General features: G+C 46.1%; 11 protein-coding genes and 1 riboswitch. Of the genes, 7 read left to right on the top strand and 4 right to left on the bottom strand.

What is annotated here, in order from left to right:
* Nucleotide 1: 1 nt before the first annotated feature.
* Entirely contained in the window at nucleotides 2-658 is a 657-nt protein-coding gene (locus tag KNQ14_RS14960; protein WP_035399222.1) for an HlyD family secretion protein, read from the bottom strand.
* A 192-nt stretch (nucleotides 659-850) separates the two neighbouring features.
* Here KNQ14_RS14960 and KNQ14_RS14955 point away from each other — a divergent pair, with 192 nt between their 5' ends.
* Complete coding sequence (locus KNQ14_RS14955; RefSeq protein ID WP_055969891.1) at nucleotides 851-1,456, top strand: TetR/AcrR family transcriptional regulator; 606 nt, start codon at nucleotides 851-853, stop codon at nucleotides 1,454-1,456.
* A 44-nt stretch (nucleotides 1,457-1,500) separates the two neighbouring features.
* Here KNQ14_RS14955 and KNQ14_RS14950 read toward each other — a convergent pair whose 3' ends face one another.
* Entirely contained in the window at nucleotides 1,501-2,592 is a 1,092-nt protein-coding gene (locus KNQ14_RS14950; protein WP_235515959.1) for a diguanylate cyclase, read from the bottom strand.
* A gap of 136 nt (nucleotides 2,593-2,728) precedes the next feature.
* Nucleotides 2,729-3,184, bottom strand: a complete 456-nt coding sequence (locus KNQ14_RS14945) for a MarR family winged helix-turn-helix transcriptional regulator (protein ID WP_050677326.1) — start codon at nucleotides 3,182-3,184, stop codon at nucleotides 2,729-2,731.
* 165 nt (nucleotides 3,185-3,349) lie between these two features.
* Nucleotides 3,350-3,538, top strand: a riboswitch (Lysine riboswitch).
* 131 nt (nucleotides 3,539-3,669) lie between these two features.
* On the opposite strand from KNQ14_RS14945, the gene KNQ14_RS14940 reads away from it, so the two are divergent.
* The 6 genes from KNQ14_RS14940 to bcaP all read left to right on the top strand — a co-directional run bounded on the left by KNQ14_RS14940 (nucleotide 3,670) and on the right by bcaP (nucleotide 11,739).
* Nucleotides 3,670-5,151 (top strand): amino acid permease, encoded by a 1,482-nt coding sequence (locus KNQ14_RS14940; RefSeq protein WP_055969897.1) that lies wholly within the window; start codon nucleotides 3,670-3,672, stop codon nucleotides 5,149-5,151.
* Nucleotides 5,152-5,693: 542 nt separating this feature from the next.
* Nucleotides 5,694-7,454: a solute:sodium symporter family transporter gene (locus KNQ14_RS14935; protein WP_214861575.1), complete on the top strand. Its 1,761-nt coding sequence runs from the start codon at nucleotides 5,694-5,696 to the stop codon at nucleotides 7,452-7,454.
* Nucleotides 7,455-7,514: 60 nt separating this feature from the next.
* The gene (locus tag KNQ14_RS14930) at nucleotides 7,515-7,697 is read left to right on the top strand and encodes a hypothetical protein (protein ID WP_035399267.1); all 183 of its coding nucleotides are present in this window, start codon (nucleotides 7,515-7,517) and stop codon (nucleotides 7,695-7,697) included.
* A gap of 69 nt (nucleotides 7,698-7,766) precedes the next feature.
* The gene (gene msrA, locus KNQ14_RS14925) at nucleotides 7,767-8,714 is read left to right on the top strand and encodes a peptide-methionine (S)-S-oxide reductase MsrA (RefSeq protein WP_064300483.1); all 948 of its coding nucleotides are present in this window, start codon (nucleotides 7,767-7,769) and stop codon (nucleotides 8,712-8,714) included.
* A gap of 67 nt (nucleotides 8,715-8,781) precedes the next feature.
* The gene (locus KNQ14_RS14920) at nucleotides 8,782-10,077 is read left to right on the top strand and encodes a DUF2252 domain-containing protein (RefSeq protein ID WP_214861574.1); all 1,296 of its coding nucleotides are present in this window, start codon (nucleotides 8,782-8,784) and stop codon (nucleotides 10,075-10,077) included.
* A gap of 225 nt (nucleotides 10,078-10,302) precedes the next feature.
* On the top strand, nucleotides 10,303-11,739 hold the full coding sequence (gene bcaP / locus KNQ14_RS14915) for a branched-chain amino acid transporter BcaP (RefSeq protein WP_195866209.1): 1,437 nt from the start codon (nucleotides 10,303-10,305) through the stop codon (nucleotides 11,737-11,739).
* A 46-nt stretch (nucleotides 11,740-11,785) separates the two neighbouring features.
* On the opposite strand, the gene KNQ14_RS14910 is transcribed toward bcaP, so the two are convergent.
* Complete coding sequence (locus KNQ14_RS14910) at nucleotides 11,786-13,447, bottom strand: glycerol-3-phosphate dehydrogenase/oxidase (protein WP_214861573.1); 1,662 nt, start codon at nucleotides 13,445-13,447, stop codon at nucleotides 11,786-11,788.
* Between the last annotated feature and the right edge of the window lie 9 nt (nucleotides 13,448-13,456).

The following is a 13,456-nucleotide window of genomic DNA, read 5'->3' as shown; positions in this document are numbered from 1 at the left end:
CTTAATCCTTATGAATGCGGACGGTCACATTCATACCAGGTCGAATGTCGAGTGATTTTTCTTGCGAGAGTGAGACTTTAACAGGAATGACTTGTGCGACTTTCGTGTAGTTCGCATTTCCGTTTGAAGAAGGCATCATTGAGAACGTGGAAGCCGTCGTCATACCGATTTGCTCGACTTCACCAGAAAGTGTCGTGTCCGGGTAGCTGTCGACGTAAACATCCACTGTTTGTCCGACTTTGATTTCATCGATTTCTGTTTCTTCGATGTTCGCTGTGACCCAAAGGTCGTTTAAGTCAAAACCATAGGCGAGAGGTGTACCTGCTGCGACGAAGCCGTTCTTTGTCGCCATCGACTGAACGATCGTTGCTTTTGAGGGCATTGAAACCGAGAGATCCGTCGGTTTTTGTCCAGCTTGTGCCGTCATGACGTGTCCGACTGTTGCGCCACTGGCAAGTGATTCGCCTGTTTTCGCAGACCAGTCTGTTAATTTACCAGCGCTTGGGCTCGCAACCGTTATCATCTTACCGTCGATTTTCGCATTGTCTGTTTTGACATAGCTCGTTGCTTGATCGTAATAGTAGTATCCGACAACACCACCACCGATTAAAACGATGAGTGTCACGATATTGATGATCAATAATTTTTTCATACTCATGGGTGTGTTAGCATCCTTTCTTGTGTACAATCGATTCAAAAAAAGTACTCCTCTGGGGGGAGGAGTAATTAATATAGTTAATTATATGGAACGTTAGCTAACAAACAACCGACAATTTCCGACAAAATGTTGGAAAAATAGATGATAACGGATTCATTAATGAAAAGAGGATGAAAAAGGAGTGAAATATGGATGAATGAGAGCCGTGATCCCCGACCAAAACGGTCACGTGACCGTATTACGATGGAATTATTTCGTTTACTGAAGACGCACAGCTTCTCGAGCATTACTGTCAAAATGTTGACGGATGGAGCAGGTGTGAATCGTTCGACCTTCTACGCACACTATACGGATAAGTATGATTTGCTCGATCAAGTCGTTGAGGAGCAAATGAAAGCACTTGAACAAGCGATTCGGATCACGGGTACAGGAACTGTCTTTCCGACAGTCGAGCAGGTGAGTCGCTATTTTGCTCGTTTGTTCATTCATATCGAAGAAAATGAACTATTCTATCAGACGATGCTCGTTCAAGGACCGATCAAAACGTTCATCTCTCGTTTTCTCGATACATTGAAAGAGAATTATCGAATTGTGTTTCGACCGCAAATCACAGAAGAAGCTACGTTCGTCGATCGAGACTTATTATTGAACTATGTCATTGGTGGACAGTTAGGATTGTTGATTTCTTGGTTACGAAACGGTCGACCGTATTCATCAGAATACATGGCAGAACAATTAAGTCGGATGATCGTCTTTGGAACGGTTGAGAGTATCGGTTTTCCTAAAGAGACGGAATGAAGACGTAAAAAAAAGACACTTCCCTGCGGAAGTGTCCAATCAGTTTAAGCTTGTCGGAATGCAAGTTCTTTCGTATAGATCGTACTCCGGTTCCGTCCGCTTTCTTTTGAATAATACAACGCTTTATCTGCCTGTTGTAATGCTTCAAGTGACGTATGCGAACCACTGGAATGTGAAATCCCAAGTGAGATCGTAATTTGCAGATCAGGTACATCTGCTGTTGGGAACAGGTTACGTGCGACCGTCAACCGAGCTAGTTCTGCTATTTTTTGCGCTTCTTTCGCCGAAGTACTTGGTAAGATGATTAAAAATTCTTCACCACCGTACCGTCCGACGAGGTCGTCTGGACGGGTCAAGGAAGCGAGAGTCATGCCGAGTTGGCGTAACACATCATCGCCCGCATCATGACCATATGTATCATTGACATGCTTGAAGAAATCGATATCGATGAGTACAAGCGAATAGCCTTGGTCGGTCGAGCCGACAAGCGAAAGCGAGTCATCCAGGCGACGACGATTGGCGAGCCCTGTCAAAGCATCCGTCATGGCGAGTTTCTGCTGATACTGGATGTTTTCGAAGTGACGGCGTAATTCCGTCAGCAATCGAAAAGCGACAAAGCCAGCTAATAAATTAAAGAAGACGTACGCAATCGAGATTTTAAAGAATGTCGACCAGCTGTGCGTCAGGACGTAGATGGCGGGTAACGAATAGAGAATACCGACCAACACCATAAGCTGAAAATGACGCATCGAGACATGGACGAATCGACGAATGATCCCGATCGTCGTGATGAACAAGACGATGATCAACGTCGATAAATAAAATCCTTCCATTTGATCAACTGGTGTTAAAAAGTAACGTGTCCCGATGATCATTGCACCAGCAACGATGGCGCTTGGGAAACCACCGAACAGCATGGCAATCGCGACGGGAACGATACGTAAATCAACACGGGCGACATCGATTTGAATCCCATTGAACATCAATAAGACCGCAATCAAACCAGAGACTGCTCCGAGTATAAGTCGAATGCTCCATTTGGAGTTCAATGAAATACGCGGTTGATTCCGAAACGGTAAGAACAAGAGAGTAATCGTTGTAAACAGTAGACAAAAGTTAATGATGAATTGATTCATGATGGACAACAAATCCTCCCAGCTCCCCAACTAACAGATTTCCATATATATACTTCCAGTATACTCAACTAGATAACGGTTAGACAGGCATAAATGTTTAGATGAAAAATAAAAAACGGTAGAAAATCTACCGTTTTTAAGAAGATGAAGTAAGAGAATCCTCATCCATCGTCAGTAAAATTTTATCAAAGACACGAATCATCGTTTCCAGCTCTTCTTCCGTCAATGTACCGAAGCGATCTTGTAAATAGTTTTTCCGGACGATTTCGAGATCCCGAAATGCACGTTCTCCGTCATCCGTCAAAGCGAGGACGATTGAACGACGATCTTCCGTCGAGCGTGTCCGTGTGACATATCCTTGTTTATACAGCTTATCCGTCAAAGCAGTGACTTGACTCGTCGCGAGCTCAAATTGTTCCGCAAGAAGCGTCGGGCGCTGAGGACCATTTTCTGAAAGGCTTCGTAAGATGAAAAATTCACTCCGGGTCGCCGTTCCTTCAAATAGCCGGTTAAGTTCACGTCGCAGGGTACGAAGAATGACACGCATTTGTTCCTCGAGTCGATAAGTTAGCAAATCACGTTCCTGTGGCATGCAAGCAGCATCCTTTCTCTCAGTGGACTTCTACCATTTAGTGTACTAAACATATCGGATTTTTACCATCGACTACCCCAGATTCGAAAAAGGCAATTGACAATTTCGTGGCGTTTTGTGTAATATGGCGTAGTAATAACTAACTTAATTCAGTTCTCACTCAACCAGTGGGATGGAGGTTGCAGTTCTTAAGAGTACGGTTACGGATGTCGTCAAGCGACAGATGAGGTGACCTGAAAGGAAGAATTGCCGAAATCAATCATCGCTTTGAAGATGATCGATTGGGATTAGATCAAATAGGTCTAATACTGTCACAAGTCTGGTATCACCTACTTGTGGAGAGCTATCTTTCACGACGGTAGAATGAGGCGCATCCATTTTATTATGTTGCGTTCTCATCTTCCATCTGGAAGATGAGGGCGCTTTTTGTTTTTTCATTCAAAAAGTGTCCTCTCAAAAATTTATTAAAGAGAGAAGCGAACGAAATGAACAATCTAGATGTGAAACAAACAACAGATTCGACAGCAGAAGGATTAAAACGTGGATTACAAGCCCGTCATATGTCAATGATCGCCATCGGTGGAGCGATCGGAACAGGACTCTTCATTGCGTCCGGTGCTTCCGTCGCAGCAGCAGGACCAGGTGGTGCGCTCCTATCGTATGCAATCGTTGGTCTGATGGTTTACTTCCTAATGACAAGTCTTGGTGAAATGGCAGCGTACATGCCGGTCGCTGGATCCTTCTCGACATATGGAACAAAATTCGTCGATCCATCATTCGGCTTTGCACTCGGCTGGAACTACTGGTACAACTGGGCAGTCACGATCGCAGTTGAACTCGTCGCAGCACAAATCGTCATGACGTACTGGTTCCCGGATGTTCCTGGATTTTATTTCAGTGCCTTATTCCTCTTACTCATGATCGGCTTGAACTACTTCTCCGTTAAAGGATTCGGGGAAGCGGAGTATTGGTTTGCGATGATTAAAGTCGTTACCGTCATCGTCTTCTTAGTCGTCGGTGTTGCGATGATTTTCGGTGTCTTTACATCGGAGCCACCGGTTGGCTTTAAAAACTTTGCTCTTGGCGATGCACCGTTCGTCGGTGGGATTCCTGCCGTCATCGGAATCATTCTTGTTGCTGGATTCAGTTTCCAAGGAACGGAGCTCGTCGGGATTGCCGCGGGTGAGTCGGAAGACCCGAAAAAGAACGTTCCTAAAGCAGTCAAACAAGTTTTCTGGCGTATCTTACTTTTCTACGTCTTCGCGATTTTCGTCATCGGAATGCTCATTCCGTATACGAGTCCGAACTTGGTTTCGAATGACATTACGGACGTAGCGGTTAGTCCGTTTACGCTCGTCTTTGAAAAAGCAGGTCTTGCGTTCTCAGCAGCACTCATGAACGCCGTCATCTTGACGTCTGTTCTATCTGCCGGAAACTCAGGTATGTATGCTTCGACTCGGATGCTTTATACGCTTGCTCGCCAAGGAGATGCACCGAAGTTGTTCGCGAAAGTATCGAAAAACGGTGTACCGCGTAACGCTTTGCTCGCAACAGGAGCAATCGGTGCACTCTGTTTCTTGACGTCAATGTTTGGTGGACAAGTCTACTTGTGGTTACTCAATGCTTCCGGTATGACAGGATTCATCGCATGGCTCGGGATTGCAATCAGTCACTATCGTTTCCGTAAAGGATTCCTTGCACAAGGTCACTCGTTGAAAGACTTACCATATGTGGCACCAGCGTTCCCATTCGGTCCGCTGTTCGCATTCGGTCTTTGTTTCCTCGTCATCGTCGGTCAAAACTATGCCGCATTCCTTGCGGATCAAATCGATTGGGTCGGAATTGCCGCAACGTATGTTGGTATTCCATTATTCCTTGCCTTCTGGTTAGGACATAAATTCAAAAATCGAACGTCGATCGTTCGTTATGACGAGATGGACTTCCCGGAACATCCACGTCAATCATAATGTGTGAACCACCTTCTATAAATGAAGGTGATTGAGATTGAAGACAAAGTGCAATTTTTCTCTGATGAGTCTGATGAGAAAGATTGCGCTTTTTTGTTCGTTTCGAATCGTTTTTCCAGGGACAAGCATCGCTTCGCTGCAGGGTCGCTCTTGCTTGTTATTCCCTAGGAAGCGATGTCGAGTGAACAAAACGCTTCTCTGATTCTCCTGACGGTATAAAAAAGAATGACACGTTACACGCCACTCCTACAGGAAAAAGCGCAATTTTGCGCTTTCAGAGACAAACAAGACCCGTTTTCCTGCTCGACTGGAGCGGGAAAACTGGCTTGTGTCTCGTATGAGGAAAGGGCGTGAAAAGACGTGTCATTCTTTTTTTGAGTCAGTCCATTTTCTGCAATCGGAACCACCTTCTATTGAAGGTGGTTTTTTATTCCCTTAAATGAAAACGTTCTCTAAAATATAGTTTTGAAAAAGTATAAAAAAGGAATCAATGAATAAGTATTCAAAAATAGAAATATGAATAAAGAATAGGGGGGAGACGCATGACTACATCTGAATTATTTTTCACATTAGGTTCTGCAGCGTTTTTCATGTTGCTCGTTGCTTACATATCCTACCGATTGACGCGTGGGAAAACACAAGGCGTCGATGAATACTTCTTAGCGGGACGAGGGCTAAGTGGCGTTTTCATTGCCGGATCGCTACTGCTGACGAATTTGTCGGCAGAACAGTTGATTGGACTAAATGGACAATCCTTCATGGGAAACATGTCGAGTATGGCGTGGGAAGTCACGGCGGGATTTGCTGCCATCATCATGGCGATTTATCTACTCCCGAAGTTTCTCGGGCTTGGTATCTCGACGTTACCGGAATACTTAAGTCACCGGTATGATGAGACGGTTCGCCGGATGACAGTCTTACTCTTTTTACTCGGATATATGTGCGTCACGATTCCTTCGATGCTTTATTCGGGTGGGATTGCTGTCTTGCAGCTATTCGATGTTCCGGAACTATTTGGTCTTAGTTATACGCAATCCCTTTGGTTAGTCGTCTGGGTCGTCGGGATCATCGGAGCAATTTATGCGATTTTTGGAGGACTACGTGCGGTGGCTGTCTCGGATACCTTGAACGGGATCGGGCTCGTCTTCGTTGGATTCCTAGTTCCGGTGCTTGGCTTTATTGCACTGGGTGACGGGAATTTACTTCAAGGGATGAAGACGATTGCGACTGTGCAACCGGAGAAGCTGAACGCAATCGGAAGCTCAACCGATGCCGTTCCGTTCTTCTCGATTTTCACGGGTATCCTATTTGCGAACTTATTTTATTGGTCACTCAATCAATATGTCATTCAACGTGTGCTCGGGGCAAAAGATTTGAAGGAAGGACAGAAGGGCGTCCTCATGACAGGATTCTTAAAGTTATTAGTTCCAATCTTCATGCTGATTCCTGGGATCATTGCCTATCACTTGTATGGGAACACACTAACAAGCGGTGATTTATCATATCCTCGACTCATTACGGAGTTACTGCCGGTCTCGCTGATGGGATTTTTCTTGGCTGTCTTACTCGGAGCCGTCTTCAGTTCGTTTAACTCGTTGCTAAACAGTATTGCAACACTTTTCGTCCTCGATATCTATCAGCCGGTGTTTGCGAAAGAGGCGAGTGATGAACATTTGATTCGTGTCAGTAAATGGTTCGGAACGATCGTTGCTTTAATCTCTTTCGTCATCGCACCATTCTTGATGTACGCGCCGGACGGCTTATGGAGTTTGATCCGGCAATTCACAGGTTTTTTCAACATTCCGATTCTCGTCATCGTATTAATGGGGATTTTCATGAAACGAATTCCGGCGATTGCAGCGAAAATCGTCATCGTCTTTCACGTGTTCGCGTATTACTTATTCGTCTTCGGTTTCAAACAACTGTTCGGCTGGGATCATGGCATTAGCTATATTCATGGGTACGGTATTCTACTCGTGATTGAAGTGCTGTTCATGGTATTCATGGGATATCGTTACCCGGTCGTCCAGTCAAGAAAGGTCAATCGACGACAGTCTGTCGAGCTCACTCCATGGAAATTCGCGATTCCGGTTTCGATCTTATTATGCACATCCATCATTTGGACGTACGTTCTGTTTTCAAAAATCGGACTGGCTTCGACAGCAGGCATCGTATCGATTTGGTTCTGGCCGGTTACGTTAGGACTTGTCATTGCAACGATCGTATTATGGCGTGTGTCGCTAAACGCTTGGGAAGCGAAGTACCGGACCTATCTCGAAGAAGAGTACCGTCAAGCAGAATAATCCTCTCGCAGAAGACATGACATATCGGGTAAGATGAAAGAAAAACAGGAGGCGATCTTCGTGAATTACTGGTACCACTTCAAGCGTGCCTTCTTACCGATCGCATTATTGCTTGTGACGCTTGCCTTGTACCAAATGATTTATCGTTTGAATAACATCTGGTATTCGCTCGGAGGACTTCTTCTTGTCTTTGCGGCGATTTACTTCGTCATGCGTCGTCTAAAAGCGAACCCAGAGGATTGAATGAGCAGGAAAGTCGAGTCCATTCTCTGAACGCGGTAAAATAGACACATACAGAGGAGGGGAAGATAGATGGCAAAAGCAATATTTGCAGGTGGTTGTTTCTGGTGCATGGTCAAGCCATTCCATAAATATGATGGGGTAGAGCAGGTCATTTCAGGATATACCGGTGGTCATACAGAGAACCCGACTTATAAAGAGGTCTGTTCGGAAACGACAGGTCACTTGGAGGCGGTTGAAGTCACGTACGATCCGTCCGTCATTACGTACGAAGAATTACTCGAGATCTTCTGGCGTCAAATTGACCCGACAGATGGTGGAGGTCAATTCAATGACCGTGGTGAATCGTACCAACCGGCCATCTTTTATGTCGATGAAGCACAGCGTGAAGCAGCTGAACGTTCGAAAGCAGCGCTTGACGCATCAGGACGCTTCTCGCGTCCGGTCGCGGTAGAGATTCGTCCAGAAAAGCCGTTTTGGCCAGCCGAAGAATATCACCAAGATTATTATAAAAAGAATCCGTTCCGTTATCAGATGTATAGTGTCGGCTCAGGTCGCGCGAAATTCATCAAGGAAGCGTGGAAGGACCAAGGTAAGGAAAAAGAACTGAAAGAGCGTCTGACGCCAATTCAGTATAAAGTCACACAAGAGAACGGGACAGAACCCGCTTTCCGTAACGAATACTGGGATGAAGAACGTCCAGGACTGTACGTCGATATCGTCGATGGTACACCACTCTTCACATCGAAAGATAAGTTCCAGTCGAACTGTGGTTGGCCGAGTTTCGCTAAACCGATCTCAGAAGACAAGATGGAAGTCGAACTCGATACGAGTCACGGGATGACGCGGACGGAAGTGCGTTCTGCGAATGCGGATAGTCACCTCGGTCATATCTTCGATGATGGTCCGACAGAACTTGGTGGTCTTCGCTATTGTATCAACTCAGCAGCATTACGATTTATTCCGCTTGAAGAGCTTGATTCGGCAGGATATGGGGAATATAAAAAACATTTCGAGTAACACGTAAAGAGCAGTCAAACGATTTCGTTTTGACTGCTCTTTTTTCAAATGGAAGGGAGAGAATCGAATGTTTCGACCCGTATATGAAGAGATTCGACAAATGACGATTGCGAAGGTGCTTGATTTCTACGATCACGAAATCCGTCAGCTCGATGAGCAAGCACGTCAGGAAAAGTACGACAAGATGAGCTTGAGTCCGTTTCGCTTTTTCCGTGGGAGTTCGCATCTGTTTTATTATGACGTGACGCGAATCCCCCTTGGTTTTGATACGCCTCGTGATAAACCGACGTGGATTCAGGGAGATCTTCATTTTGAGAATTTCGGTGTCCATGGCAATGCGAAGGGAGAGATCATCTACGACGTCAATGACTTTGATGAAGGGTACTTAGGATCTTATCTATACGATTTGATTCGCATGGCGATCTCCGTCCGGTTGTTCGCTGAAGAGGCAGGATACGATCCGGCTCCTGCGATTCGAAATTATGTCCTGGAATACTTACACGATTTAAAAAAGTACGCTCTCGGAAAAGATCCGAGTGATGTCTGTTTTACGCGGGATAATACGAAAGGACCAATCAAGAAGTTGATCAAAAAAGCAGAAAAGAAACGTGAGGAATTAATGGGAGAGCGGACGAAACTGGTGGATGGCGTGAGACGTTTTTGTACATTACCGGATATGCAAGCGATAGATGATACGACGCGAATAGCGATTGAGTCTGCCTGGTCCTCCTATATCGAGACGATTGACGCAGAGGATCGTCGTGACGAAGCGTTCTATACAATCAAGGATATCGTCCGAAAACTAGACAGTGGAACGGCATCGATTGGTCTTGAACGCTATTACATCTTGATTGAGGGGGAGGGAGGGGAAGAAGATTTGATTCTAGAGATGAAACAAGCTCAGACTTCTGTCCCTTCGTTGTTCCTTCCCGTCTATCGTCCAGAAGCAGAAACAGTTCATCAAGGACGCCGGATCATCACGTCCCAAAAAGCGATGCAGGCACATGAGGATCCATATCTTGGCTACCTGACGATTGGGAAAAAGGAATATTATGTACGTGAGCGCTCGCCATATAAGAAAAAACTAAAAGCAAAGCATATCAAAAGTCAGGAAGACCTTGAGAACGTGTTGTGTATTCAAGGTCAAATTACCGCGAAAATCCATGCGCGGGCGGATCAGGACGCCGGGATTAAAGAAAAAATTTTGACACATCATGCGGATGTTGAAATCATCCAAGCCATTGGTGTTTCGGACACTGCTTTTTTAGAGCAAATCGAGCGTTGGTCAGAAGCCTACGTGACACGAACAAAGCTGGATTACCAAGTGTTTTTGGAGTGGGTGAAGACCCGAAAAACAAATTAAAAACCTAACAAACTGAAGCTTGTCAGATGGATGTGTAACATGTGTTACACATCCATCTTTTTTGTACGAATTTTTTTGTTTAACAAATGAAAGCGTTCAACAAAATAGAAATAGGTATAATGACCTATATCAATTTATCAGAAAACTTCGTAAATTTTTGATTAAGTTCTTACGGACGACTCGCTCCGTAGGACGAATCATACCAGGTACAGGGGGAAATACATCATGAGTTTGACGCGGAAAAAAGATGTTTCCGCTATGATTGCTGCAAGTAAACGAAACAGTGGACTTGCTCGAAATCTTGGCGCGATGGATTTAACGTTTTTAGGAATTGGCGCCATCATTGGAACCGGAATCTTCGTTTTGACAGGAACAGGAGCATTGACTGCAGGACCAGGACTTATCGTATCATTCATTCTATCTGCCATCGCCTGTGGTCTAGCTGCTCTTGCTTACGCTGAATTCGCATCAACGATTCCGGTCAGTGGATCCGTCTATACGTACACGTACGCAACGATGGGAGAGATCTTCGCTTGGATCATCGGTTGGAACTTGATCCTCGAATATGGACTCGCCTCCAGTGCCGTTGCAGCCGGTTGGTCTGGGTACTTTCAGTCCTTACTCGCAGGATTCAACATCCATGTGCCAACAGCCTTATCAGCAGCTCCTGGAGCAGTCGAAGGAGCCAAGACATACTTCAACCTTCCAGCGTTCTTAATCCTCTTTGCCATTACGGCATTGTTGTCGATGGGAATCAAGGAAACGAAACGTGTCAACAACATCATGGTCGTCATTAAACTAGCGGTCGTCGTATTGTTCATCGTCGTCGGTGTCGGTTATGTCGAACCAACGAACTGGGCACCGTTCACACCATTTGGTTGGGGAGGCGTCTTCTCGGGTGCCGCGATCGTCTTCTTCGCGTACATCGGCTTTGATGCCGTCACATCAGCAGCTGAAGAAGTCCGCGATCCGCAAAAGAACTTGCCGCGCGGTATCATCGGTTCACTTGCTGTTTGTACAGTCCTTTACGTCATCGTTGCAGCTATCATGACAGGAATCGTACCGTATCAACAGTTCGAAGGAATCGATCACCCAGTCTCACTTGCGATTCAAATGGCAGGTCAAAACTGGGTTGCTGGATTCATCGATCTTGGTGCAATTCTCGGAATCACAACAGTCATTCTCGTCATGACATACGGAATGGTGCGTCTCGCGTTTGCGATCTCGCGTGACGGGATGTTCCCTAAAGTATTCTCCGAAGTGCATCCGAAATACCAAACACCATTCAAGGCGACTTGGATGATCGGACTTGGTAGTTCACTCGTCGCTGGATTCGTTCCACTCGATGTCATCGCGAACCTCGTCAACATGGGTACACTCGCAGCATTCGTCTTGATCTCTGTCGCTGTCTTGATTCTTCGTAAGACACAGCCGGATCTCCCACGTGCATTCAAATGTCCGGGTATGCCATATGTGCCAATCGCAGCAATCGCTGCATGTCTCTTCTTGATGTTCAACTTGAAACTCGAGACATGGATTGCTTTTGGAATCTGGCTTGCTATCGGTTTAGTTCTTTACTTTACGTTTGCACGCAAGAGTTCGAATTTACACCCCGGCAACATGCCAGCAGCGGAACTCGCTGCTTCGAAAGAAGAACAGTAACACACAAGAAGACCCGGTCGCCTGAAGGCGATCGGGTCTTTTGATGTTAGGAAAGTGGAACAGGTCCTTTGACGCGGACCGCATCAAATTCACGACGAATACTTTCATTGGCTCTCGCTTCATCTTCTGCCGACCAGCCGAGTTCGCTACGCATCAAGGCGAGAACACCATCTGCGTACTGTTCAGCGTGAGGGAAATCAAAGAAGACGGCTGAAGCACGACGGTTCAAGAAGTCACCGGGTTGCATGACGAGCTCAGCTTCTAATCCATATAGAAGGGCGCCGAACCAGTGTAACGGTAATTGATAACGAGCCGCCTCGTCACCACGTGTCCGAATCAATTCAAAGACACGTTCGACATTCGTACCGTAACGTTGGATGAGCCATGTCGCCTCATTCGGTGACAATCCGAGTGCTTCTCCTTTTGGTTGTTGTTCCTTCAAGTAGCGGGCAAATCCTTTACTTCCTTGTGGATGACCACCACCAAGCAAGATATCGTGCGTACGGGAAGCGAGGTAAATCCGATTTTCTTCTGTCTTGAATTGGTCTGCGACCATATCGATAATTCGTTCTGCCATCTTCCGGTACCCGGTCAACTTCCCACCAGCGATTGACATCAGCCCGGATTTCGAGACGAAGATTTCATCTTTTCGAGACAGTTCACTCGGGTCCTTTCCATCTTCATGAATGAGTGGGCGTAGTCCAGACCATGTCGATTCGACGTGTTCAGGTCGTAACTCGACGTTGAACATTTGATTTGTCGCCTCTAGGATATAGTCCTGATCCTCAACGGTGACACCCGGTTCAAGAATATCTCCTTTATAGTTCGTGTCAGTCGTTCCGACATAGGTTTTCCCTTCGCGTGGAATCGCAAAGATCATCCGACCATCTGGAACGTCGAAATAAACAGCCTGTTGGAGTGGGAAATGCGCTTGATCGATGACGAGATGAATCCCTTTCGTCAGGTGGAGCGATTTCCCAGCTTTCGAACCATCTTTTTCACGTAGTTCGTCGACCCACGGACCGGTTGCATTGATGATTTTCTTCGCCCGAATCGTATACGTTTTGTCACTTAAGACGTCACGGACTTCGACACCGACAACTTTTCCATTGTGGTAGACGAGCGATTCAGCCTTCGTATAGTTGACGGCACGTCCACCGTAACCAACAGCTGCCTTTAAGACTTCGACTGTCAATCGGGCATCATCCGTTTTATATTCGACATAACGACCACCACCGACTAAGTGTTCCGAACGTAATAATGGCTCGTAACGTAATGTTTCTTCTTTACTGAGCATCGTCCGGCGTTCATTGCGTTTGACGCCTGCGAGCTGGTCATAGACGCGTAGGCCGATGGATGTCGAGAAGCTGCCGAACGTTCCGCCTTCGACGAGTGGAAGCATCATCCACTCCGGCGTCGTCACGTGTGGGGCGTTCTCATACACGATGGCACGTTCTTTTCCGACTTCGGCAACCAGTTTGATTTCGAACTGCTTCAGATAACGCAATCCACCATGGACGAGTTTCGTCGATCGGCTCGATGTCCCTTCGGCGAAGTCCTGCATCTCAATCAATCCTGTCCGCATGCCTCGACTTTGTGCGTCAAGCAAAATACCGGCTCCCGTGATACCGCCCCCGATGACGAGCACGTCTAAAAGTTCTTGTCCCATTTCTTCTAACCAAGCTGTCCGTTCCGTACTTGAAAACATCTTGTCTTC

It is taken from the genome of Exiguobacterium sp. s161 (assembly GCF_018619045.1).
GTDB classification, from domain to species: domain Bacteria; phylum Bacillota; class Bacilli; order Exiguobacteriales; family Exiguobacteriaceae; genus Exiguobacterium_A; species Exiguobacterium_A indicum.
The sequence above is the reverse complement of the archived record's forward strand: the minus strand, read 5'-3'. Positions and strand labels throughout refer to the sequence as shown.